General features: G+C 39.8%; 24 protein-coding genes. 7 read left to right on the plus strand and 17 right to left on the minus strand.

What is annotated here, in order from left to right:
• Positions 1-9: 9 nt before the first annotated feature.
• Positions 10-366, plus strand: a complete 357-nt coding sequence (locus R2S10_RS14515) for a helix-turn-helix transcriptional regulator (RefSeq protein ID WP_316841148.1) — start codon at positions 10-12, stop codon at positions 364-366.
• Between the two features lie 66 nt (positions 367-432).
• Here R2S10_RS14515 and rpmA read toward each other — a convergent pair whose 3' ends face one another.
• The 4 genes from rpmA to R2S10_RS14535 form a co-directional block, all read right to left on the minus strand.
• Positions 433-813 carry a 50S ribosomal protein L27 gene (gene rpmA, locus R2S10_RS14520; RefSeq protein ID WP_316841149.1) on the minus strand — a complete coding sequence of 127 codons (381 nt, stop codon included), beginning with the start codon at positions 811-813 and terminating at the stop codon, positions 433-435.
• 57 nt (positions 814-870) lie between these two features.
• Complete coding sequence (gene rplU, locus R2S10_RS14525) at positions 871-1,182, minus strand: 50S ribosomal protein L21 (protein WP_062549675.1); 312 nt, start codon at positions 1,180-1,182, stop codon at positions 871-873.
• Positions 1,183-1,266: 84 nt separating this feature from the next.
• Complete coding sequence (locus R2S10_RS14530) at positions 1,267-1,779, minus strand: hypothetical protein (RefSeq protein ID WP_316841150.1); 513 nt, start codon at positions 1,777-1,779, stop codon at positions 1,267-1,269.
• Positions 1,780-1,821: 42 nt separating this feature from the next.
• The gene (locus R2S10_RS14535) at positions 1,822-3,207 is read right to left on the minus strand and encodes a dicarboxylate/amino acid:cation symporter (protein WP_316841151.1); all 1,386 of its coding nucleotides are present in this window, start codon (positions 3,205-3,207) and stop codon (positions 1,822-1,824) included.
• 147 nt (positions 3,208-3,354) lie between these two features.
• On the opposite strand from R2S10_RS14535, the gene R2S10_RS14540 reads away from it, so the two are divergent.
• Together R2S10_RS14540 and R2S10_RS14545 are read left to right on the plus strand one after the other, a co-directional pair.
• Positions 3,355-3,852: an RNA polymerase sigma factor gene (locus R2S10_RS14540; protein WP_062549678.1), complete on the plus strand. Its 498-nt coding sequence runs from the start codon at positions 3,355-3,357 to the stop codon at positions 3,850-3,852.
• Positions 3,839-4,435, plus strand: a complete 597-nt coding sequence (locus tag R2S10_RS14545) for a hypothetical protein (RefSeq protein WP_316841152.1) — start codon at positions 3,839-3,841, stop codon at positions 4,433-4,435. The genes R2S10_RS14540 and R2S10_RS14545 overlap by 14 nt, the downstream gene beginning before the upstream one ends.
• A gap of 244 nt (positions 4,436-4,679) precedes the next feature.
• Here the strand turns inward: R2S10_RS14545 and R2S10_RS14550 are convergent, their stop codons facing one another.
• The 3 genes from R2S10_RS14550 to R2S10_RS14560 form a co-directional block, all read right to left on the minus strand.
• Positions 4,680-5,135, minus strand: a complete 456-nt coding sequence (locus R2S10_RS14550) for a hypothetical protein (RefSeq protein ID WP_316841153.1) — start codon at positions 5,133-5,135, stop codon at positions 4,680-4,682.
• 84 nt (positions 5,136-5,219) lie between these two features.
• Positions 5,220-6,077: an AraC family transcriptional regulator gene (locus tag R2S10_RS14555; RefSeq protein ID WP_316841154.1), complete on the minus strand. Its 858-nt coding sequence runs from the start codon at positions 6,075-6,077 to the stop codon at positions 5,220-5,222.
• An 11-nt stretch (positions 6,078-6,088) separates the two neighbouring features.
• Positions 6,089-6,454, minus strand: a complete 366-nt coding sequence (locus tag R2S10_RS14560) for a hypothetical protein (RefSeq protein ID WP_316841155.1) — start codon at positions 6,452-6,454, stop codon at positions 6,089-6,091.
• Positions 6,455-6,621: 167 nt separating this feature from the next.
• Here R2S10_RS14560 and R2S10_RS14565 point away from each other — a divergent pair, with 167 nt between their 5' ends.
• Together R2S10_RS14565 and R2S10_RS14570 are read left to right on the plus strand one after the other, a co-directional pair.
• Positions 6,622-9,558, plus strand: a complete 2,937-nt coding sequence (locus R2S10_RS14565; RefSeq protein WP_316841156.1) for a two-component regulator propeller domain-containing protein — start codon at positions 6,622-6,624, stop codon at positions 9,556-9,558.
• Positions 9,551-10,183, plus strand: a complete 633-nt coding sequence (locus tag R2S10_RS14570; RefSeq protein ID WP_316841157.1) for a response regulator transcription factor — start codon at positions 9,551-9,553, stop codon at positions 10,181-10,183. The genes R2S10_RS14565 and R2S10_RS14570 overlap by 8 nt, the downstream gene beginning before the upstream one ends.
• Positions 10,184-10,248: 65 nt before the next feature.
• Here R2S10_RS14570 and R2S10_RS14575 read toward each other — a convergent pair whose 3' ends face one another.
• The 5 genes from R2S10_RS14575 to R2S10_RS14595 all read right to left on the minus strand — a co-directional run bounded on the left by R2S10_RS14575 (position 10,249) and on the right by R2S10_RS14595 (position 16,074).
• Positions 10,249-10,875, minus strand: coding sequence for a hypothetical protein (locus R2S10_RS14575; RefSeq protein WP_316841158.1), 627 nt, complete (start codon positions 10,873-10,875; stop codon positions 10,249-10,251).
• Between the two features lie 36 nt (positions 10,876-10,911).
• Positions 10,912-12,813 (minus strand): family 20 glycosylhydrolase, encoded by a 1,902-nt coding sequence (locus R2S10_RS14580; protein ID WP_316841159.1) that lies wholly within the window; start codon positions 12,811-12,813, stop codon positions 10,912-10,914.
• A gap of 174 nt (positions 12,814-12,987) precedes the next feature.
• Positions 12,988-13,950 (minus strand): thioredoxin-disulfide reductase, encoded by a 963-nt coding sequence (gene trxB / locus R2S10_RS14585; protein WP_316841160.1) that lies wholly within the window; start codon positions 13,948-13,950, stop codon positions 12,988-12,990.
• Between the two features lie 123 nt (positions 13,951-14,073).
• Positions 14,074-15,702: an acyl-CoA carboxylase subunit beta gene (locus R2S10_RS14590; RefSeq protein WP_316841161.1), complete on the minus strand. Its 1,629-nt coding sequence runs from the start codon at positions 15,700-15,702 to the stop codon at positions 14,074-14,076.
• A 132-nt stretch (positions 15,703-15,834) separates the two neighbouring features.
• The gene (locus tag R2S10_RS14595; RefSeq protein WP_316841162.1) at positions 15,835-16,074 is read right to left on the minus strand and encodes a hypothetical protein; all 240 of its coding nucleotides are present in this window, start codon (positions 16,072-16,074) and stop codon (positions 15,835-15,837) included.
• 420 nt (positions 16,075-16,494) lie between these two features.
• Between R2S10_RS14595 and R2S10_RS14600 the strand changes: the two genes are divergently transcribed.
• Complete coding sequence (locus tag R2S10_RS14600) at positions 16,495-17,805, plus strand: TIGR00341 family protein (protein ID WP_316841163.1); 1,311 nt, start codon at positions 16,495-16,497, stop codon at positions 17,803-17,805.
• An 18-nt stretch (positions 17,806-17,823) separates the two neighbouring features.
• Here R2S10_RS14600 and R2S10_RS14605 read toward each other — a convergent pair whose 3' ends face one another.
• Complete coding sequence (locus tag R2S10_RS14605) at positions 17,824-18,240, minus strand: hypothetical protein (RefSeq protein ID WP_316841164.1); 417 nt, start codon at positions 18,238-18,240, stop codon at positions 17,824-17,826.
• Positions 18,241-18,495: 255 nt separating this feature from the next.
• Positions 18,496-19,191, minus strand: coding sequence for a diphthine--ammonia ligase (locus R2S10_RS14610; protein WP_316841165.1), 696 nt, complete (start codon positions 19,189-19,191; stop codon positions 18,496-18,498).
• Between the two features lie 79 nt (positions 19,192-19,270).
• On the opposite strand from R2S10_RS14610, the gene R2S10_RS14615 reads away from it, so the two are divergent.
• Positions 19,271-19,978, plus strand: a complete 708-nt coding sequence (locus tag R2S10_RS14615) for a hypothetical protein (RefSeq protein ID WP_316841166.1) — start codon at positions 19,271-19,273, stop codon at positions 19,976-19,978.
• Between the two features lie 71 nt (positions 19,979-20,049).
• Here R2S10_RS14615 and guaB read toward each other — a convergent pair whose 3' ends face one another.
• The 3 genes from guaB to R2S10_RS14630 all read right to left on the minus strand — a co-directional run bounded on the left by guaB (position 20,050) and on the right by R2S10_RS14630 (position 24,194).
• Positions 20,050-21,525 carry an IMP dehydrogenase gene (guaB, locus tag R2S10_RS14620; protein WP_316841167.1) on the minus strand — a complete coding sequence of 492 codons (1,476 nt, stop codon included), beginning with the start codon at positions 21,523-21,525 and terminating at the stop codon, positions 20,050-20,052.
• A 211-nt stretch (positions 21,526-21,736) separates the two neighbouring features.
• On the minus strand, positions 21,737-22,825 hold the full coding sequence (locus tag R2S10_RS14625) for a hypothetical protein (RefSeq protein ID WP_316841168.1): 1,089 nt from the start codon (positions 22,823-22,825) through the stop codon (positions 21,737-21,739).
• Between the two features lie 67 nt (positions 22,826-22,892).
• Positions 22,893-24,194: a hypothetical protein gene (locus R2S10_RS14630; RefSeq protein WP_316841169.1), complete on the minus strand. Its 1,302-nt coding sequence runs from the start codon at positions 24,192-24,194 to the stop codon at positions 22,893-22,895.
• Positions 24,195-24,391 lie beyond the last annotated feature (197 nt).

The following is a 24,391-nucleotide window of genomic DNA, read 5'->3' on the forward strand; positions in this document are numbered from 1 at the left end:
ATATTAGTTATGCAAGAAATTCTATCAAAGAAGGATATTGGGGACAGGATTAAGGATTTAAGGGCTAAAAACGGTCTTTCGCAATCTTTAATTGCGGAAGTTCTGAATTTATCAAGGAGCAATTATTCTCAGATAGAACTTGGAAATCAGTATCCTTCCTTCCATACCCTTCATAAACTTGCCAGATATTATGGCAAGAGTTACCATTGGCTGATTGATGGTGAAGAGCAGGACTCGGCTGCAGATCAATTCAACAACGCAAATGAAATCATCAAGGAGTTGGAAAACACCTTAAGGCAATTCAGTGCTACCGTAGAAAAGCTGGCGGATGAGCTTGGACAGCTAAAAGAGAAAGTTGGTCAATAAGTAAAATTGACCAACGAAAAAAAGGGCCATAACGTTAAGTCATGGCCCTTTTTAAATATTATGCTATTATTCTGCTTTTGCAGCTTTCTTAGCAGGTGCTTTTTTAGCTGGAGCAGCTTCTTCCGTTGCAGGAGTAGCTACTTTTTCAGCTTTAGCAACTGGTGCTTCTACTTCTTCTTCAGTAATTACTACTGGAAAAGGAAGGATAGAAACGTAAGATTTGTTGTCTTGTTTCTTTTTGAAGATTACAGTACCATCAACTAAAGCGAATAAAGTATGGTCTTTACCAATACCTACTCCTTTATCAGGATGGTGTTTTGTACCACGTTGGCGTACGATGATGTTTCCAGAGATTGCTACCTGTCCACCAAAGATTTTGATACCAAGGCGTTTACTATGCGATTCACGTCCGTTTCTCGAACTACCGGCTCCTTTTTTGTGTGCCATGATTTATATTTTATGAACTACCTGATGTGCTGGTAACTCGTTTTGTTTAACAATTAATTATAAACTGATACCAGAGATCTGGATTTTAGTGAAGTACTGGCGGTGACCATTTTTCTTTTTGTAACCTTTTCTACGTTTCTTTTTGAAAACGATTACTTTATCACCTTTTAAATGAGACACGATCTTAGCTGAAACCGAAGCACCTTTCAAAGTAGGCGCGCCTACAAGAATTTTACCATCTTCTTCAACCAACAATACATTGTCAAATTCAATACTAGCGCCTTCATCTCCTTGCAAACGGTGTACAAAAAGGTGCTGGTCTTTTGCAACTTTGAATTGCTGTCCTGCTATATTTACTATTGCGTACATTGTTAAATAATTATTATTTTAAACTGTTTATTTTTTTTATCGAGGTGCAAATATAGAATTAATTATTTTAAATCCATAACAGATTTACTTTTTCTTTCCATATCTTTCTTCAGCATCATTGATGCTCTTTGACACAAGGATTTGCATTTGTCCGGCAAGCCCTTTTAATTTAGGAATCTCATTGTAATCCGTCAGGTAAATCACCTTCTTGGATTTTTTCTTGTAATTGAATGTGATCTCATAACGCAATGCCTTATTCTCCTTCAGGTTCGTTCCCTGGTTGGCAATCACATCAGGGAAATTCCAAAAACCAATCTCCGCAGCCTTGCTGTGTAAATACAGCATATCATTGTGGCGCAGCTTTACATTTGTTTTGATCACTGAGTCTCTCCCATCTACATACTGATAATCCCCTGTTGCAGAATTATAAGTGTTCTCCAGATTATTACCTACGCCCCATTTGTATTCAATAGATTCGAATTCTGTAGATTTAAATGGTGCATTACGGAACATTGGCGTGTAATAGATGACACAATAGGCCAGGAAAGGAACGACAATGGTGAATAATAGGAAGATTTTCTTCGCTCTTGTACTCATATTATATTTATTGTAATTATTTGTGTTTCTAATCTAATGGAACTAATCGAGCGGCTCGGTTAGCTCACCCTCCCATTTGCTGACTACTGCAGTAGCGATGCTATTTCCAACAACGTTAGTTGCAGATCTACCCATATCCAGTAATGGATCAATACCAATCAATAGGGCTAATCCAGCTTCCGGAATATTAAAAGTGGCAATTGTTCCTGCGATCACGACTAAAGATGCTCTAGGCACGCCCGCAATACCTTTACTGGTCAGCATTAGAATCAATAACATGGTAATCTGCTGATCAAAAGTCAAATGGATACCATAAGATTGCGCAATAAATAGCGAAGCAAAGGTCATGTATAACATGGATCCATCAAGGTTAAAGGAATAACCCAGTGGCAGTACAAAACTCACAATTTTATCTTTACAACCAAAACGCTCCAGTTGAAGCATGGTTTTAGGATAAGCAGCTTCACTACTTGCTGTACTAAAAGCAAGCAATACTGGCTCTTTCATTCTGTTCATCAGGTTAAACACCCGACCTTTAAGAATGGACCAGCCAATCATAATCAGCACTACCCAAAGCAGCAACATACTACCGTAGAACTCTCCGATAAAGATGGCATAGGTAGACAATACACCTAAACCTTGCTTGGCCACAATTGCTGCCATAGCACCGAATACAGCGAAAGGTGCAAAGTTCATGACATAACCGGTTACTTTAAGGATGACATGTGCAACTGCATCAAAAAACTTGATGATGATCTGGCCTTTCTCTCCTATTGCAGCAGTAGCTACTCCAAAGAAAAGGGAGAACACTACAATTTGCAGGATTTCATTGGTTGCCATAGCCTCAGTCATACTTTTAGGTACGATATGCGAGATAAAGTCCTTCATTGATAGCGCTACTTTATGAATCCCAGTATCCGCATTTGCTGGCGGCAATGGTAAATTCATAGCCAATCCCGGTTCAAAAATATTGACCATGATCATTCCTAGAATCAGCGACAATAAAGACGCACTCATGAACCACAACATCGTTTTTCCACCAATACGGCCTACTGCTTTGATGTCGCCTACTTTGGCTACACCAACCACCAGGGTACTAAAAACAAGGGGGGCAACGATCATTTTGATGAGTCTCAAAAAGATATCGCTTAGTAAAGTCAATGGTTCTAATGCCTTCTCTCTCACTTTTTCCGCCTCTGCTCTTGCTTTTTGAGCCACTACTTTCTGAGCATTCAGTTCAGCATATTGCGTAACAGTAGTGTCTTTAACGTTGAGTAATTGTACTTCAACATTTTTGAGCTGAGTCTCTGTTTTTGCAATGTTTTCATTATAATCCTTAAATGAAGAGACATTTAAATAATATCCTAATCCAACGCCTAATACTAAGGCTAGAAAAATGAAAAATGTTAACTTATTATTTTTTGACATACTAACTATTAAAGTATTTATACAGTCTGTAAAACTACAACAATTACTTTATTCTCTAAATATTATTACCAAAGCAACTAACTTTATACATTCGACTTGTAACAAAAAGCTATATTTTTATCTAACCAAATAATAAAAAGACGCATATTGAAAGAGAAAGACCTGTTATTTAAACAAATCTTCGACACCAATTCCAAGAAAATATTCCACCTCTGTTACGGTTACACGGGCGATCAAGACGCTGCAAATGACCTACTTCAGGAGACTTTTCTAAAGGTTTGGCAAAACCTGGACAAGTTCAGGAACAAGTCGCTGATCTCCACCTGGATTTACAGAATTGCTGTAAACACTTGCCTTACCTATTTAAGGTCCGAAAAGCGTCAGGCTAAAGACGAATTAACTGAAAACATTATTGAAACGAGGCCAGAAGAGCTGTCGGAGAAGAATGAACAAGTCGCTTTGCTCTATAAATCGATCTCTCAACTCGAAGAAAATGACCGTTTGATCATTACCATGGTACTGGATGAATTGCCATACCATGAGATCGCGGACATCTCAGGAATCAGCGAAGGGAACCTGAGGGTAAAAATCCACCGCATAAAATTAAAACTTACCGAATTATACAATCAGCATGCAAGAATTTGATCACATACAATCGCTTTGGCAATCCCATACGGTAGAGGTTAAACTCTCTTCGGATGAAATGCTGGCGCAAGCAAAAAAGGAAGTGAATTCCATGCGCAACAGGTCGATCTTAAATATGGCAGGTATGGCCATCTCCTTCCTTGCGGTGGCGAGTCTTTGGCTGTTTTTTGATTTTCAATCCTGGACTACCTATGCAGGAATTGCAGTAGTACTTATTGCCATTGCCGCCTCTACAGTTATGCTATATAAAGGCCACCGTTTAATTGCAAATAATGATTTCACGACCCATCCTAATGAATTCCTGACCAGGTTAAAGGCCTATCAGCTCAGCAGAGCGAGTTTACACGACAAAATGTACTGGATTTATGCCGCTGCATTGAGCCTGGGTACCGCACTTTACCTGATCGAGATCCTGACTTATATGGACCTTTGGGCACAAGTACTCATCGTAGTCTTCACCCTATTGTGGATGATCTTTTGTTCTACATTGGTTAGAAAAGCAGTCATCAAAAGAGACAAGGAAAGAATATCTTTATTAATTGAGAAGTTCGAGCGACTGGCAAATCAGTTTAAAGAACAGTAAGGCATTCCATTCCGGTTTATTACCTTAAAATATCAAGGGAGTTATTTTCATAGCTCCCTTTTTTTGTATAGTTCAGCGCAGCTGCGCGTTTAATATTACGCATAAAAAAAGTCATCTTCAAGTTGGAGATGACTTTCCTTTTATTAACTAACCCAAATTTAATTCATCCGAACTTAAATACCTGAGTTTACCTTTGACAAATATAACTTGGATTCAAACCATCTGATAAGCGAAAATCACCAAGTTAAATATTTTCATTAAATCTATTGACCTGAGTAATTTCCCAAAGACCTCCTTCTCCCTGTTCAATGGTAATAAAATTCCTTTGCACAAATAGTGGGAACTTAAGGTCTACCCGAACCACAGCCAAGGTATTGCTACTTGAAATAATCTCATAATCTGCTTCGCAGTTCAGGTCTGTTTTACCTAATTTCTTATAAAAAGAAACTATTTGATCCTTTGAATGTTTGCCCATTTTTGACCCAAGGCATACACATAAGTTTGCATTATCGTTCAACACCATACTTAACAACTTCGCATCCATGTGCTTACTTGCTTCAATAAATGCGTTCACAACAGTTAGGGGTTTACTATTTACCGTTTTTCTGAGTAGCCTGTCATCATTATTTAGCGGGCGACTGTAGCATAGTGTGCCACTGATGAATACCATCAACAAGCACGCAAATAGGTTCTTTTTCATGAGCTATTTTTTTATTTAAAATTAACCCAATAAGCTGATTACCAATGTGCTAAAAACACTATTTAATCGAAAAAGAAAGAAAAATTAGCGGTATTGACCCGGAGTAATATGGAAGGAATTTCTAAACAGTCTGATGAAAGAACTTGGGCATTCAAAGCCCACAATATCCACAATTTCGTTCACCGGATAATCGGTATTTCGCAAAAAGTATTTTGCCTGACGCAACCTGATGCTGGTTAGAAATTGATGTGGTGATTGATGGTAGGCTTGTTTAAATGTTCTTAGAAAATGATTTACAGAAAGACAGGCAATCCTGGCGATTTCTTCCAGTCCTATATTTTTATTGTAATTACTGATGATGTAATCCCTCGCGATACTAAGCCTTCTGATGATTTCTGATTTTGTACTACGGCTCAAGCAGTTTAGAGAAGCGGTTCTATCGATGACCTCTGCATCATAAAGTGCATAATAATTAACCAAACAATGCTCCAGATAGGTATTGAGCAATAAATTATCATTACTTCCCTGATCCAGGTGCTTTTTTAAGTTCAACAAGTTGAACTTAATATCTCCCTCTAATGGATAAATGGCCTCTACAAATACTGGTGCTTTTCTTTGGTTAGATTCTGGTTCATCCAATAGCAATTCCGATTTAGCCGTTCTGGCATATTCAAAGTCGATCACAAAATCAGGATCGAACAACACAGACATGGCATCGACTTTCTGTTCAGAATCAATTTTCCGGGAATAGGACGTATCCTTGTTCAGGAAAATAAAATTCTCTGAATAGAGTGTCAATTCCCGATTGCCTATAGTATAGGCCGCAGCCCCGTTAAAGATCATCTGAATGGCGTACTTCCCTGGCTCAGGACTATGAACTGCCTCATAGGCAGATTCCATAATCACCTTATTTTTATCGACCAATGTTTGATGAAACGTCATATCTTTTTTAATTAAGCATCCTTATAATTTCTTTGCTCCAGTAACACAATATGATTCCCAGAGGGGTCATAAAATTCACAAGACAGCCCTTTTGCCTGATAAAGCGGTGCTTCAAACATTTCTATACCCTGCCTTTTGAGCCTACAAAAATCTCTCAGGCAGTCGTCTGTATAAATCACTGTAGGCTCATTTTCTGTATCAGAATGTTTGACCAACATTAAACGGTGCCCATTAAACATTTCTAATACTGGACAATACATCCCGGTGATCTGCAGATCTTCTACTTTTTTCAATCCCAGCTGCTCGATAAAAAAGATAGCGGATAGCAGAACGTCTTTTACAAAAATGACCTGGTAGTTTAACTCATCAGTCATCATAGAAAATAGCGATTTAGCTGTTTAATAATTTATTCCCCAAATTTAAGCCTAGCAAATCAGCATCCATTCCCCCCTTAAGGGGTATATTTGCTAACTCACAAAAAATCACCCTTAAGGGGGTATTTTTTAATTCTGTTAGGATAAATATATTTACACTGGTTTAAACCATGAATTCCCACCCTAAAGTGTATTACAAAACAATTTTTCTCCTTGTATTGGCCTTGTTTTTATGCAATTCAGCCAGTTTTGCTCAGCGATATAATTTCAGGCAATACGACATTGAAGATGGCTTAACGCAATCTCAGGTCACAGCAATTACCCAGGACAGCAAACGTCGTTTATGGATCAGTACCTTGGGTGGACTGAGCTGTTTTAATGGAAAACAGTTCTACAGTTATACCAAAACGAATGGCCTGAATAACAATTTCGCCCTTGCACTTAGTTTGGGGAAAAATGATGAGGTATGGCTAGGTACGGCCCGTGGGCTCTCTAAATTCGATGGATTTCGTTTTGATAATTATGCCCAAACCAAAGAGTGGGTTGGAAAACTAGTGACGAGCGCCGAAGGCAGTGTTTATGGACTCTCCTCTTCCCGCATTTTCAAAGCTGATGAAAAACAAATCACTTTTCTTAACATCAGTAAGGATCCAGGGGAGAATGTAACCGCTTTAAAAGTCGATGAACAAGGAAAAGTTGCAGTGGCCATTCTCAAAAAAGGTGTTTTCTACCTGGAAAAAGGTCGATGGGTCGGGCATCCCAAGAATGACCTTTTAAAAACTTTGGTCATCACAGACTTTTTCACAGACCACCGCCACAAAGATAAATTCTGGCTACTGACAGGCGAAGGCCTCTATGGTTTAGATCCAGTCAGCATCCGCCAATATGTATCCGGAAAGTTTACCGCCATAGAACAGGATGCAAAAAACAACATCTGGATCGGCTATAGTACTGGTGCTTATTACCTGACCAGCAACAGCATGATCCATTTTAATGGTAAAAATGGATTTACCAATAATGCGGTCAATGCCATCTTTAAGGATGCTGAAAACAACATTTGGCTGGCCACCGATGGAACCGGTCTTTTCAGATATGTAGATCGGGATTACGTTCTTTTTGATGAATCCCAGGGGTTGAGCAGTAAAATAGTTATGAGCCTGGCCAATGGTCCCGCAGCAGATGAAATTTGGATGGGTACCTACGGTGGTTTGTTTCAATACAAGGCAGGAAAGATTAAAGAGATCTTAATTCCCTCAAAGATTGCAGACAGCAAAAACATTAATTTCCTATATAATGACCGCAAGAAAAATATATGGATCGGAACCGTTTATGGTGGTCTTTGGTGCTACAATGGCAAAGAAATCCTTCCGATGGCATTGGATCGTCATTCTATTGCTTACAATGCCATTTTAGAAGATAGCAAAGGTCGGATTTGGGTATCCACTAATGCAGGTTGCTTTTTATTGAACAAAAAAACAAAGAAATTGGAATGGGTAAGCAAACAATTTGGCAGCACTTTATTAGAAAGCAATGAAGGAGAAATTCTGGTAGGCACGCAAGATGGCGTATACCTCATCAGTACTCCAAATCAGACCAAAGCTTTAAACCTTCCTCAACTCAGTGGCTCCTCCATTCTTTGTATGGCAAAATCAGGAGATCATACCTTACTTTTTGGAACTTCCGACAATGGTATCTTAATCTGGGACCGAAAGAGCGGAAAAATGAAAACGCTAAGTACGCAGCAAGGTCTGGCTTCAGATCACATCTATAGCTTACTCTTAGACCAACAGGGGATTTTATGGGTGGGTACCGGTAAAGGCATCAACAAGATCAATATAAAGGATTTCAGTGTTCTACAAAACCAAAATGAGCCCAATTTATTGGTAGAGTGTAACCAGAATGCCATTCTACAGCACAACAATGACATCTGGGTAGGCACTACAAAAGGTGCTGTAGTTTACAACCGAGACCACCAGGTGCAAGCGACTGTCCCTCCCTATATTTACATCAATTCTGTGACCGCTTTCCCACAAAACAAAGGGCGACAAAATGAGCAACAAACTATTTTTAGTACAGATGAACTGGCAAACACAGCTACGCTTCCTTTTCATCAGAACAACCTGAATATTAATTTCACTGGCATATTTTTAGCCAACCCTGAAGGCCTGGTTTATCAATACCGCTTAATAGGATTAGACAATAAGTTTAGTGAAAGCATCAGCAATACTTCTATGAATTTTTCTTCTGTTCCTCCAGGAAAATATACCTTTCAGGTACGGGCATTGACTAAATCTGGGCTCCCCTCTTCAAATACAGCCTCTTTTTCTTTTGAAATTACTCCTCCTTACTATCAGACAGGTATATTCCGATTGTTTATCTTTGTCCTCATTGTGTTGCTGATTCTACTTGCGGTATACATCATTCTGAACTTAAACGAGCGCAAGCGAAAACTAAGGTTAACGATCAAACTGGAAGAGCAGTTTAAGGTGCGGAAACAAACCGCTGAAGATTTTCATGACGATCTTGGTAACAAATTAACCAGAATCTCCGTCTTATCAGAAGTATTGAGCAGTATGATTGACAAAGATGATACGGAAAAGAGAAGTATCATCTCGAAAATCAACGACAATGTGAATGAATTATATAGGGGTACTAAAGACATATTGTGGTCGTTAAATCCTAAAAATGATAAGTTAACTGAATTACTGGGTCATATCGAGGAATTTGGAAAAGAGATGTTCAACAATACGAATATCGATTTCCGATCTCATATTGACCTCGGTGGATACGATGGAAAACTATCATTAGATGTGAGCAGAAATCTGCTCATGATCTTTAAGGAAGCGATACACAATGCGCTGAAACACGCAAAACCGGGGATGGTTGTGTTTTCAGCAATAGTAGATGGGGAAACCTTGAAAATCACCGTACAGGATGATGGTCAAGGGCTTGATCCCATAGGATCCATGGATGGTCATGGGATAAACAATATGAACGTGAGAGCAAAAAGAATCAATGCAAAACTAAATATCAATTCAAACGCTACCGGCACAGAGATTAAGCTCGCAGTTAGTCTTTCCACTTTAATGCGTCTAAAAAATGTATAGTCAGCCGGAATCAAGAATTGTGATCATTGAAGATGATCAAACCATAAGAGAAGGTTATGCGTATTTGATTAACCATACTTCTCCTTATCAGGTAGTAGCCACCTACCCTTCTTTTGATGCGGCAAAACATAAGATCAGCAAAGATCAGCCCGATGTGATCATTCTTGACATACAGCTTCCTGGTACCAACGGCATTGACGCACTGCCTTTATTAAAAAAACTCCTGCCGCAAGTCTATATCATTATGCTGACTGTTTATGAAACAGAAAAGACCATTCTCGATGCCCTCGCAAATGGTGCATCAGGATATTTCACTAAAAACACACCTACTGCGAAACTGATTGAGGCCATCAAAGATGTGCTGAATGGTGGTGGCCCGATGAGTCCTGACGTAGCCAAAACAGTTATTCTTTCCCTTCAAAAAAATCCGGATAGCCCACTCACCAAGAGGGAAACTCAAATCCTGGAACTGATTACCATAGGTAAGGACCGCGGACAAATTGCCAAGGAACTCTTCATAGAAGTAGAAACGGTAAAAACACATACTAAAAATATCTACACCAAGCTGAATGTCAATTCTAAGGCAGAAGCTATTCAGGTGGCAAAGGATAAGAGATTGGTTTAAACAAAACGGCCGTATCCTTTTAAAGGGATACGGCCGTTTTGTTTAATTGATACTGCTTTCCAGCGTTATTCTTTTAACTCAATGGTTGAAAAACTATTTCCATTTAAGCGGTATTGCAACATTTTAGCGCTGCCCGCTTTATTGGTAGTATCCTTATCATCCTGAACCGGAACTGAGCGGAACAGATTCCCATCCTTAATGATGAATTTATCACCACCAACATAATTCTTCTTGATAGAAGAACTCAGTGGAGGGAAACTGATCTTTCTGAACTCTCCTCCTGCATATTCATATACATTCAAATCCAGCACGTTTTTCTTACTGAGTAGTTCAATATAAATCTCTGGATTTCCATCATTATCAAGGTCCATATTCCAGGCATCCGTAATGATTCCTTTTCGTTCATTAGAAAAAGACTTATAATTATTTCTTAGCGTATCTGACAATAGAATCAGGTATCCGCCAACGCTATCCACTCCTTTTCCCCAGCTTACGACTTCAAAATTAACCCCTGGACGAATGGCAATGTCCTTGTAAAAAGGAAACTGACCCTGTCCTTTTTTAGCTTCTGAAAGATTCGCAGTATTTGATGGAGCAGTCACTTTGTCGGAAGCACTGTCCCCGCAAGCGGCCAATAAAAGCAGCCCTGCAAATAACAGGGGTAGCTTTAAGAAATATTTACCTGGTTTCATTTTATATGTGTTTTGCAATGTGTTTCTTTTTGCAATCTATTTCACTTTTACATCTGCAGCACCATTGTTCAAAATGGTTTCTGTTACGACACTTTGTTTGCCGGATGGGGTGATCACGATTGTTTTCAAAATACGCTTCTCTCCTTTAGGAACGATCACTTTCAGGTCGTTATTATATAGGGTAGCTGCTGTTGAAGGACGGGTAAGGTCCAAAGTATAGTAAATGCTTGATCCTGGCATTGGCGCTTTCATGTCGATGCTGATCGCTTCTCCGTTGATCACCTTTTCATTTAAGCCTAGTGGTGTAGGTACCCAATAATTAGTACCGGTTTTATCCAATCTAGCTAAATGTACAGGAAGACGTTCTTCAGAGAAGTTTTTCAAGTCTTTACGTTCTGGTTGTGACCATGCGATTTCAGCAAGAGAGAAAATTCTTGGCATAATCATGTATTCTACTTTCGCAGGTGTCTGAACATACTCTGTCCATAAGTTTGCCTGAACACCAATCACATATTTTTGTTGATCAGCGGTCAATACTTTTGGCATTGGATCATAGTTGTAAACTGCCGAATAGTGAGAGAAACCACCAATATTGGTTGGTTCATCAGCAGAATGAGACTGTTTGTGGTCAAAATATAAACCACCGCCGTTAGGAGTCATAATCACATCATGGCTTTGTTGTGCTGCAGCGATACCACCTTCAGTACCTCTCCAGGACATTACCGTAGCATTTGGTGCTAAACCACCTTCTAAGATTTCATCCCATCCAATGATCTGACGGCCTTTAGCATTCACATGTTTTTCAATCCTTTGAATGAAATAACTTTGCAATCCGTGTTCATCTTTTAAGTTCAGGTCTTTGATCATTTTCTGGCAGAAAGCACTTTCTTTCCAGTATTCTTTAGGACATTCATCACCACCAATATGGATATATTTAGAAGGAAATAAAGCGATTACCTCGTCTAATACGTTTTCAAGAAATTTGAAAGTATTGTCACTAGGCACAAATACATCATCAAATACGCCGAATTGTTGTTGTACCTGTTTTCCTTTTCTGCTACCAGACCATGGTGTTTTAGCATCTACGAAAGTATCTCTTTCCGGGAAGCAGCTCAACTCAGGGTAAGCAGCAATTGCCGCTGAAGCATGACCAGGAAGCTCAATTTCAGGAATTACATTAATATACCTTGCCGCAGCATAAGCAATCACGTCTTTCACTTCATTTTGAGTATAGTAACCTTTATACTCTTTATTGTCAGTACCTACACCTGGGTGGTGGCCAATAATGGTTCCATTTCTTTTACCACCAACTTCTGTTAACCTAGGATATTTTTTAATCTCAATTCTCCAACCCTGATCATCGGTTAAATGCCAGTGGAAATTGTTCATTTTATAGTCAGACATCACATCAATGTATTTCTTAACCAATGCTACCGGGAACATATGACGAGACACATCCAGGTGCATACCTCTGTATTTGAAACGTGGGTAATCATTGATTTCTGCAGTATTAATCAACACCTGATTATTTGCTTTTTCAGGCATTAACTGCATCATTGATTTCAAGCCATAAAATAAGCCTGCTTCTTTACCAACAATTGTGATGTTTTTAGGGGTAATATTAATTTTATAACCTTCCGCTGGTAACTGATCAGCACCTGCTGAAGTTAAGATGATTGCTCTTTCATTGGCTCCCGCAGCTTTTACCGGTCTCAATGCAAATCCTGCTTTGGTAACTACAAAAGCATTGAACAAATCTGCCATTCTAGCGTTTTTTGGATCATTAGATACTAAAACTACTGTTTTATCCAGCTTAAAGTTGCCATTGGACTTCTTTACAGATACCGGGGCGGGAATGATGCCCATGTTCTGATCCTGCTGTGCAGAAGCTTCTATTGCAATAAATGCCAACAGAACAAGTGTAAATAATTTTTTCATTTGTTTGTATGTGTGTTATTGGTTTGGTTAAAATCGGAGGAACCCTACAGCTATAAACTGACATTTCCCTCCCATTGTGTATTTAAATTGAACGCACAAGATAAAAAAAACCTTTGATACAAAAAAAGGCGGAATTCTTACGAATTCCACCTTTTTATTTAGGTTTGTTATCGATTAAGATAAAACTTTTACTTCATCTTCTTTCGCAGCAAGGAAACGTTCTGCATCTAAAGCAGCCATACATCCTGAACCTGCGGCAGTTACTGCCTGACGGTAGTAATGATCCTGTACATCACCAGCAGCAAAAACACCTTCGATATTTGTTTTTGTTGATCCTGGGATAGTTTTAAGATATCCGGTTTCATCCATATCTAATTGGCCTTTAAAGATATCTGTATTAGGTTTGTGACCGATAGCCACGAAGAAACCGTCTACTGGAATCTCTGATTCCACATTAGTCTGGTTGTTTAATACTTTTACAGCAGTTACATTTTTACCGTTACCAAGAATTTCAAGTGTCTCTGTATGGTAAATCACTTCGATATTCGGCGTATTCAATACCCTGCTTACCATTGCTTTTGAAGCTCTGAATTCGTCTCTTCTAACCAGCATGTATACTTTTTTACAAAGTTTAGCTAAGTAAGTTGCCTCTTCTGCAGCAGTATCACCAGCACCAACGATGGCCACATCTAATCCTTTGAAGAAGAAGCCGTCGCATACTGCACAAGCAGAAACGCCGAATCCATTATATTTTTGCTCAGAAGGTAAGCCTAACCATTTTGCGGTTGCACCTGTTGAGATAATTACCGTATCTGCAGTGATGGTTTTAATATCATCTACTACTACTTTATGAGGCACTGAAGAAAAATCTACTGAACTTACATAACCAAAACGGATGTCTGTTCCGAAGCGTTCTGCTTGCTTACGGAAATCTTCCATCATTTCCGGTCCCATTACTCCACCAGGATAACCTGGAAAATTATCCACATCAGTGGTTTGTGTCAATTGTCCACCTGGCTCCATACCAGTGTACATTACTGGTTTCAGTTCTGCACGGGCTGCATAAATTGCTGCAGTATATCCTGCCGGGCCTGAACCTATAATTAAACATTTAACGTGTTCTATTTCTTGTGACATATTATTTTTTCTGTTATACTACAAAATTACACTTTTCTCCAACGCATAACAAGTGCCAAGCTACCCGAAAGCCGCATTATGAGTTCCCGATTATAAAAAAACACTTGATTTAGCGACTGAAAGTTAGGTTTGAATGATTCCTACATTGAACGCTTTTTTAATTGGCGACTGATTTGCGGCTTCTATTCCCATAGAAATCACCTTACGTGTCTCTAAAGGATCGATTACGCCATCTACCCAAAGCCTTGATGCGGCATAATATGGGGTCGTCTGACTGTTATAACGGTCAGTAATTTCTTTTAAAAGTTCTGCTTCTTTCTCTGGGGTAATCGTCTCTCCTTTTGCTTTTAGAGAGGCTTCCTGAATTTGCAACAATACTTTTGCCGCCTGAGAGCCACCCATAACCGCTATTTTGGCACTTGGCCAGGCATAGATCAATCGGGGATCATAAGATTTACCACACATGGCATAATTTCCTGCACCATAAGAGTTACCCAATACGATGGTGAATTTAGGGACTACAGAATTGGCTACTGCCATCACCATTTTGGCGCCATCTTTAATGATACCTCCTTGTTCAGACCTGCTGCCTACCATAAATCCGGTCACATCCTGTAAGAACACTAATGGGATTTTCTTCTGGTTACAATTCATGATGAACCGAGCTGCCTTATCTGCACTATCCGAGTAAATCACCCCACCGAACTGCATCTCTCCTTTTTTAGACTTCACCACTTTTCGCTGATTGGCCACAATACCTACCGCCCAGCCATCAACCCTACCTAACCCGCAAATGATGCTTTGGCCATAGAGTTGTTTATATTCTTCAAAATCCGAACCATCTACCAAACGATGAATCACCTCCAGCATATCATAAGGTTTTTCCCTGCTTTCCGGCAGAATTCCATAAATATCTTCCGGGTTCAGCTTTGGCATTTCAGGTTTAATGCGGTCAAATCCGGCAACCTGAGGCGCACCAAGCTTACTCATGATGTTGCGGATGCTGTCCAGGCAAGCCTGATCATTTGGGTGTTTATAGTCTGTTACGCCAGAAATTTCGCAATGGGTAGTTGCTCCTCCCAAAGTTTCATTATCGATGTCCTCTCCTATCGCTGATTTTACAAGATAAGAACCGGCAAGAAATACCGATCCAGTTCCATCTACAATCATGGCTTCGTCGCTCATAATCGGGAGATAAGCACCTCCGGCAACACAGGAACCCATGATAGCAGAAATCTGTACAATTCCATCTGCAGACATGAGTGCGTTGTTTCTGAACATTCGTCCAAAATGTTCCTTATCAGGGAAAATCTCATCTTGCATCGGCAGATATACTCCTGCACTATCTACCAGATAAATGACTGGCAAACGGTTTTCCATCGCAATTTCCTGGGCCCTTAGGTTCTTCTTGGCAGTCATAGGGAACCATGCACCAGCTTTTACGGTGGCATCATTGGCGATGATCATGCACTGTCTGCCAGAAACATAACCAATTCCAGCAACCACACCTGCTGATGGGCAACCGCCTTGCTCTGCATACATCCCATCTGCAGCAAAAGCACCCACTTCCAGGAATTCAGTTTCTTTATCGATCAGGTAAGCGATGCGTTCCCGCGCCAAAAGCTTTCCTTTATCTTTTTGTTTTGCTGCATTTTTTGCTCCACCACCTTCATATATCTTTTTAAGCCTTGTCTTCAACTCGTAAACCGACTGCTTATTCAAATCTTCATTTTTGTTGAATTCTATATTCATTTGGGCAAGTTAAATCTATTTTCCATTGAAACAAAAGTCCGTTTTGGGCTTTGGTATAAAGCATTCATTTGTTCCACTTCCCGATAGAAAATTCTGCCAATTATTTTAAAATAGTTGTTCCTTTCTTTTCCTTTACCCAGTCTTTTCTGGCTCTTTTTGAAGCCTTGCCAATTCTTCAAACAAGTCCTTCAGGTCGGAATAACAATTCAGGACCTGGAGTCTTTCCTCCCGATTCGTTTTAATGGACACCTGATATGCCCAACTTCTATACAATTGATATAGAACCTCCAGTACTTCTTCAGAAGAATAGTTCTCAAAAAAAGACTGCATCAACATCAATTGCCTTTCTGATTGCCCAGTTTTCAGCTGCATTTTAATCTACTCCTTTAGCTATAAAAAATATCTGATGTTTCTGGAGTTTCACTTTAAGTTGTACCCCTGTACCTGAATACCTGGAAAAATGGCCATGCTTCACTTGTCGGCAGCCCTCCTTTCCGACACATTTCTTCCATAGGGAGGAAATATGCATCGGCATTGCTGAAAAAACACAACACAGCAATGCTATCATAAAAAAGAATATACTTTTCATATGGAAATAGATTACGTTAATAGGATGAAAATAAAAAGGGAATTATCGAAGCTATATATTTTTAGTAATTGGGTGGTGATAAAAAAACAACTATTTTCATGATTTATAAGGCCTTACACTTAAAAATTTTAAAAATAAATCCATTAGGAATAAACTAGTAATTTTTAGGATCAATAATTGCGATGATTTTAAAAATAATGGCTATGAATGATCTCTACAAGGTACTCAGTAAATTTTTCAACTACCGATTCAATCTGCAGGAAGATAGCGCACCCCAGGCAGAGACTATTGCCTCGATAAAGAAAAATGTGGCCTTTAAGGGTGCCAATTTATGGACCTTGATCTTTGCGATTTTTGTAGCTTGCATCGGCTTAAATGTAAACTCTACTGCCGTAATTATCGGCGCCATGCTGATCTCTCCATTAATGGGTCCTATTGTTGGAATTGGCCTTGGGATTGGCACCAACGACTTCGACCTTGTTAAAAAGGGCCTTAGAAACTTAACACTCGCTACCATTATCAGCATCATTGCTTCAACGCTATACTTCAGCTTTACTCCACTCAATGAAGCCTCTTCTGAATTACTGGCCAGAACTTCTCCTTCCATTTGGGATGTTTTTATCGCCACATTAGGTGGATTGGCAGGGATTGTTGCCGCCACCAGAAAAGAAAAGAGCAATGTGATTCCGGGCGTCGCGATAGCCACAGCTTTAATGCCGCCATTATGTACTGCCGGCTTTGGGATTGCGACCGGAAACCTCTATTATTTCATGGGCGCGATTTACTTATACTTTATCAATAGTGTTTTTATTTGTGTGTCTACCTTTCTGATCGTTCGTTACCTGAAATTCAGAAAGAAAACCTTTGAAAACAAACAGGATGAGCAGAAAGTAAGTCGTTACATCTGGATCATTGTCATCATTACCATTGCACCAAGTCTTTATCTCACCTACCAGATCGTGGGCAAGAGTATCTTTGAAAATAATGCAAACAAGTTCATTACTCATCAGTTAAACTATAGCAACACACAGGTGATCTCCAAAAACCTGAAATACAATAGAAAAGGAAGTGAAATAGATTTATTATTACTGGGTGCAGAACTCTCCCCGCAACAGTTGGATTCTTTAAATCAAAAGCTTCCTAATTATCAGTTGAAAGGAACAAAACTCATCATCAGACAGGGCTTGAATGCAAAAAACGAAGTTGACCTTTCTCAAATCAAAGCCAGCATTCTGGAGGATGTGTTTAAAAGCAATAGCGAAGCCGCAGTGAACGATCCTTTGCAGCTGTTACTCCCTGATTTGAAACCGGAACTTCGGGTGCTTTATCCAGATTTAAAAGATTATAGCATCAGTAATACCGTGTTCAACCGTTTAGATTCCAACAAATCGGATACGCTAACCATGGTAGTTGCTTCCTTTTCCAAGCCAATTCCAATGGCGGATCAGGACCGGCTGAGGTTATGGCTAAAAAATAGGGTAAAAGCAGATTCTTTAAAGCTGATTGTTTTGTAACCCAATAAGCGCTCCTATCTACATCCTACTGGCCAAACCCGCAATAGCGATTAAGAACAGTAAGACAATTAAAATCCAGAAAAAGAAACCCAGTACTACAGCTTCAACCGAGGTTCCCTCTTCCCTGCCTCTATGAATCTCGGAACTGAAACGGTCTTTAAAAGTTCTCTTTCGTAAAATTGTTGGTCTGGATGAAGCGGCGGCTAGCCCCAGTGCAAAAACCACTGCTGCGATCAAACCTGGTGCCCAGTGGTACCCCCAGGCAGAAGGACCACGTTGTGCTGCCCATTCCCCTGCCCCAAAGGAAATAAAGAACATCAAGATAAAAAATACCCAGAAACTGCCCCAGGGTCCTGTATTCTTAAAAGCCAGGTTAAAAATCGCAGTGATCATCACTGCAAAAAAAAGGGAAAATAGAATTCCAATAAACCCCATGATCGTAAAGAATTAATGCTCAAATTTCCTCTTATCCTTTCCATTTTTACGAATCAGATAAAAAAGCAGCAACAAAGCCAGGACAATCAACAAAATCCCAATAACATCATCAGTTTCCATAATCAACCTCCGCTTATATTGGTAACTATCTCCTCATTGAACTCCCCAATTGTAAAACAATCCAGCAGCGGATTTGATTCAATAAAGCCATAAAACAAGAAGAACACAAAAACAACGAATAGTCGAAATTGGCAATTAAGGGAGTAAATCAATGTACCAATACCCTGAATGTTCCCCTTCTACTCCATTAGGTTTTGGAAATTCTTTATACACCTTCTCTCCGAGGCTAAATTGTATCGGGCTACTAAAGATCGGCCCATCAAACACGAAAGTATGGAATTCACCGTTTTCCCCACATGGATCAATTCCAGGAGGTAAATCATTGATAAAATGTTCGTCAATTACCCTTCCACAAAAATCCTCCAGTCCTTCCTGAGCGCAGACTACGATGGTGCGGTAACCCAATGCAATAAACTCCCTGATGAGTTCTCTGGTATCGCGCTTCCACAAAGGAAACACCCCTTTAAGATCCATTTCAGCAAGCTTTTTCTCCCGGTAAGCCCTTAGATCTTCCAGAAAAATATCTCCAAAAATAGAATAGGCCACCCCTTTTGCGCGCAAGGCTTCCAGATGACCTTGCATACTTTTTTCATAGGCCTCCATGGTTGGGGCTTCCGACAAACGAATCTGATACAAAGGAATACCGATACTTTCGGCTTGTGCGATCAGTAAGGCTTCCCTGACCCCATGCATGCTCACCCGGTTAAAGGCTTCATTTACGGTAGTCAGTAAACAGCGTACTTCGTATACCTCTTCTGCCAAAACATGGTGTAATGCCAGGCAACTATCTTTCCCCCCGCTCCAATTGAACAGGCTAATCTTTTTATCCATGAGATACAATATTACAAGAAATTCCGCGCTTCAAATCAAGAACACACTATTTCCACGGTTAATTCGTTCTTTTAAACGTATGAAACTAAAAATTATGTTATTCCTTCTGAGCTGTCAGACTGCCGTTTACGCACAGAATTTCAAGTTTCCTGCCCTTCCAGATCAGGGGAAATCCTTAGCAGAGTTGATCCCTGCCAAATGGAAAATGCTGGACTCGGTATCCGGCGACCTGAACCAGGACCAGGTAAAGGACCTGGCTTTGATTTTGGAATACCATCAGGAAATCCGCGAAAGCAGAGCCTATGGTGACAATACCACTGATCTCATCACTGAGATCCAAAAGCCAAGGATACTAGCCATTTACTTCAAGACCAAAAATGGTTATCAGCTAGCTACACAAAACAACAATTTTATCTTACGATCGCAAGAAGGTGGGGCGATGGGCGATCCCTTGCGCCCGATGGACATCGCAAAAAACCAACTCTCCTTATCCTTTCAGGGAGGCGGAGAATGGCGTTGGAAACTAAAATACATCTTCAAACACCAGGAAAAGAATTGGGTACTGGAAAAGGCGAGCAACTATTATTACAATGAAAGCTCGGGAGAGCTGAGCGATAAGCAATATGATTTTCTGAACAGGAAGCGAATGGTGACAACCGGACTTGGCCACCAGAGTAGAGTGGTCAATAAAACGGTGACAGAGGATTTCCCTTTAAAAACCATGCGTACCTTCCAAAGTTTTAAGAAACCTTGGACCTGGGAAATTAGTCCGGATGAGTTCTTATAAACATCTTTATAAAATGCAAAAGGCCGTATCAAAAATTAATTGATACGGCCTTTTTTTGCTATGATCAGAAACTAGCTTCTGCTTGAATAGTTTGGTGATTCTTTAGTGATAGAAACATCATGTGGATGACTTTCTCTCATACCAGCAGCAGTGATGCGTACAAATTTAGCTTTCTGTAAATCATCGATAGTTGCTGCGCCACAATAGTGCATTCCAGCTCTTAATCCACCAACATACTGATAGATTACTTCTGCTAAAGTACCTTTGTAAGGAACACGACCAACAATTCCTTCCGGAACCAATTTAGTAACTACATCTTCTTCATCCTGGAAGTAACGGTCTTTAGATCCTTGTTGCATCGCCTCTACAGAGCCCATACCACGGTAAGATTTAAATTTACGTCCTTCATAGATGATCGTTTCACCTGGAGATTCTTCCACTCCTGCGAACAATGAACCTGCCATAATACAGCTAGCTCCTGCAGCAATCGCTTTCACGATATCACCAGTTTGTTTGATACCACCATCAGCGATTACAGGAATACCTGTACCGATCAATGCTTGTGCGCATTCGAAAACTGCATACAATTGAGGTACACCAACACCAGCGATAATTCTGGTGGTACAGATTGAACCTGGACCGATACCAACTTTAACCGCATCTGCACCAGCTTCAGCCAACGCTCTTGCCGCATCCGCAGTAGCGATATTTCCAGCGATCACCTGTAAATCAGGGAAACGTGCTTTGATGGCTTTCACCATGTCAATTACACCTTTAGAGTGACCATGAGCAGTATCTACAGTAACCACATCTACACCCGCAGCAACTAATGCAGCTACACGGTCGATATTGTCTGCCGCTACACCTACAGCTGCACCTACGCGCAATCTTCCGCGCTCATCTTTACAGGCTTTAGGGTAGTTTTTATATTTTTGAATGTCTTTGAAAGTGATTAAACCTGCAAGGTGCCCTTCAGCATTAATTACCGGTAATTTTTCAATTTTATAGTCTTGTAAGATTTCTTCTGCTTGTAAAAGCGTAGTACCTTCAGGAGCAGTGATCAGATTTTCTCTGGTCATCACTTCAGAAACTTTACGTTGCATGTCTTTTTGGAAACGAAGATCTCTGTTGGTGATGATACCTACCAGTTTATTGTCGGCATCAATCACAGGAATTCCACCTATTTTGAAATCCTTCATGATCTGGAATGCTTCTGCTACTTTCGCATCTGCATTTAGTGTAACCGGATCCTGGATCATTCCACTTTCTGAACGTTTTACTTTTCTTACTTCTTCTGCCTGACGTTCAATGCTCATGTTTTTATGTAGCATACCAATACCACCTGCCTGTGCAATGGCAATTGCCAAACCAGCTTCAGTTACGGTATCCATTGCTGCAGAAACTACAGGCACATTTAAACGTATTTTTTTAGTTAAAAAACTTCCGGTATCCACGTCACGTGGCAGAACTTCAGAATATGCAGGAACTAACAATACGTCGTCGTATGTTAAACCTTCAGATATAAATTTATTGGGATCGAGTTGCATAGCAAATAATTTAGGAGTTACTATTTGCCGGGCAAACATACGATTATTATTACAAATACGCAACAGGTCTGCAAAAATGGGCGGTTTTACCCAAAAGATTACACTGAGATTAAGATTCCTTAACCTTAGCCCGGAAAAACATTAATCGCCATGAGGTCCTGGCAAAACCAGAACCTTCATAACGAAACGAGCAAAAATTTAAATAAAAGAATTAAGGCTTAAAATAAGCAGAAATATCTACCCCAAGCAAGCTGAATAAAGTTCCTCTACGTGAGGCCGGGCCAGTAGCATAAACTGATTTACTATCTTTGAACACCATCAGCATCGCAGTTCCAGGGCTAACAGTGATTTCGCCTGTATGAACACCACTCCTCGGATATATTGGTCTTAGTTCATTCGTTAAATCATAAGGAATATCGATAAGCGTTCCACGTTTTACCAGCCTAATTCCATAATGTAGCTTATCGGCGATGTCTTGCGCCGTAAGGGCTGGCAATTCAAAATTTTTACTGAAAGAACCATCGTTGTTTAATTCAATCCGATGACTAGTTACCGGGAGATTTTCAAAATTTTCATAGATCGACCCTTTACAGAAAACCAGGTCTACCGGTCCGCTAAATACAGTCACACTACTTTTAAATGAAGCAGAAAATAACATGTTAGCCGGATTTTGTGGAGCTCCAAGTTCAATTTTATCCAAAAGCTGGACACCATCGTAGTAAAACACCAATTTTTGAAGGGCTACATTTCCCAACACCTCGTAATCCAATAATATTTTAGGGTCTCCTTTTTTTCGGATCTGAACCTGTCGTTTTTTTTCTTTATTTATGGTCACTTTTAAACTGGGGAATGTAGTACCGGTGCCTGAACCTACCAGTACACCATCAAGCATAAATTCCAGTTCATCAGGTCCTGAATATCCTTTAATTTCTAAATCCACCAAAGTATCATAAACTTCCTGCCCATCATAGTAGCAAGTCAGTACCTGGTTGTATGCCTCAGCAATAATTGTTTTACGGGCGATCACCAACTGATCTCTTTTACGACGGATCTGCACTTCGGCACTCTCCCCTTCCAGGCTCACTTTTGTGCTCAGCGCAAAGCTAGCAAAGCCGGTTTGTAGAAGTACTTTCCCATTTTTGACAAACTCTAAAGTATCTCCAGGCAGGGTAGTTCCTGTTATTTGTAAACTGATGATTTTTTTTATAGCTGGTTCAGCCAATTCCTGTCTTTTACAACTGATCAGAAATTGCCCAAGGATGAAGCCAATAAAAACCAGATATAGTATATTTTTTTTCATGTATAGTTTAGTTAAAAACAGACTGCAGCTGATAGCTGCAATCTGTTTTATCTGAATAAGGAAAAGTTTATAAAGTAGACCAACCCAAAGTCCAGGTTGCACCTCCTGAGAATGCACCATTAGCTGGAAGGCCAAAGTTTAGCGTGCCATCATTAAAGAATGGCTGAGTCATGCCAAATTTTGCTGCAGTAGCGGCAACAGGTAGTTGCGTGTTTCCTGCATAAGTTCCTGTTGGAGTAATTGTTGCATTGAAACCATGGAATTCGTTACCATCTAAAATCGAAACACCACTAGTGTAAAACGAATCTGTACCATCGTTAAATACCAGACCAGAAGGATAACCGGTAATTATTGAATTGTACAACTCAATTTCCGCACCGCGACGGTTACGAATCGCAAATTTATATCCAGCATCAGTAGTTGAAGTACCAATAATTGAGAAATTCAACAATACCGGATGTGTTTTTGGCATTAAAGTATAAGAACCCGCTTGCTCAGTTGGCGAATTATTATCAGATTCGATACCATTAGAATCTGAACTTCCGCCACTTAAACTGTGGGTAGAGTTTTTATCAGCAATTGCTACCGCAAAAGAGATCTCTCCATTGTACCCATTATCAAAATCAAAGTTATCATCATCAGCTGCTTTTGAAATTAAATAAGAAGCATTAACTGATCCACCGAAGAACTCAAATGAATCATCTCTACCATAATTCACTTCAATATGGTCTAAAGTTGTTCCATTTCCTACACCACCACAGGTAAGTCCGTTTACTTCATTATCAGCGCTTAAGTTAAAACCTGCATATTCAATACGAACATATTTGATCGTACCTGAATTGTCAGACTCATTAGAACCACCAAAAGCATAATCAGTTCCAGGCAATCCTTCAATAAATTTAGTACCAGTGTTTACGTGAGCATCACCCAAAAGGATAATACCTCCAAAGTCGCCCGCAGCAGGAGTTTTTGTAGCATCGCCAAGTTTATAACGACTGGTAAAAACGATAGGATTCTCAGCAGTACCGATTGCTGAAATTTTAGAACCTTTCTGGATCACCAGGATACCATTAGGAACGCCAGTTGTGTTCACTGTTGATTTGATGTAAGTTCCAGGCTGAATAGTTAAAGTAGCACCATTTTTAACAGTTAATACACCACTGATTTCCCAAACCTTAGAATTATCCCAAGTGGTATTTGTGGTAATATTTCCACTCACAGTTTGTACTGGCAATGCAGTTGCAGAAGCATAACTCGCTTTAGTGTTGCGTTGTCCAAAACTGTTGTCAGTAGTATTTTGATCTTTTTTACAAGAAGAGGCAAATGTTAAGGCCGCTAAAGCTAAACCAGTAAATAATATATTTTTCATAATTAACAATTATTGTATTCGGTTTTTTGGATGATAATAATGTTTCTTTTTTTTCTGTAATTTTCATAAATTGCTCGTTCATTAAGCTGAAAAAGCGGGCAGCTCTATAGCCCTTGGCTAGGAGTTGTTTTTGAGGATCTGATCTAATTTCTAAGGCAGTTTTAAACTGTTTTATAGGGTTCGCGCCATTAGGGGTA

The sequence above is a fragment of the Pedobacter gandavensis genome (assembly GCF_032678745.1).
GTDB classification, from domain to species: Bacteria; Bacteroidota; Bacteroidia; order Sphingobacteriales; family Sphingobacteriaceae; genus Pedobacter; species Pedobacter gandavensis_C.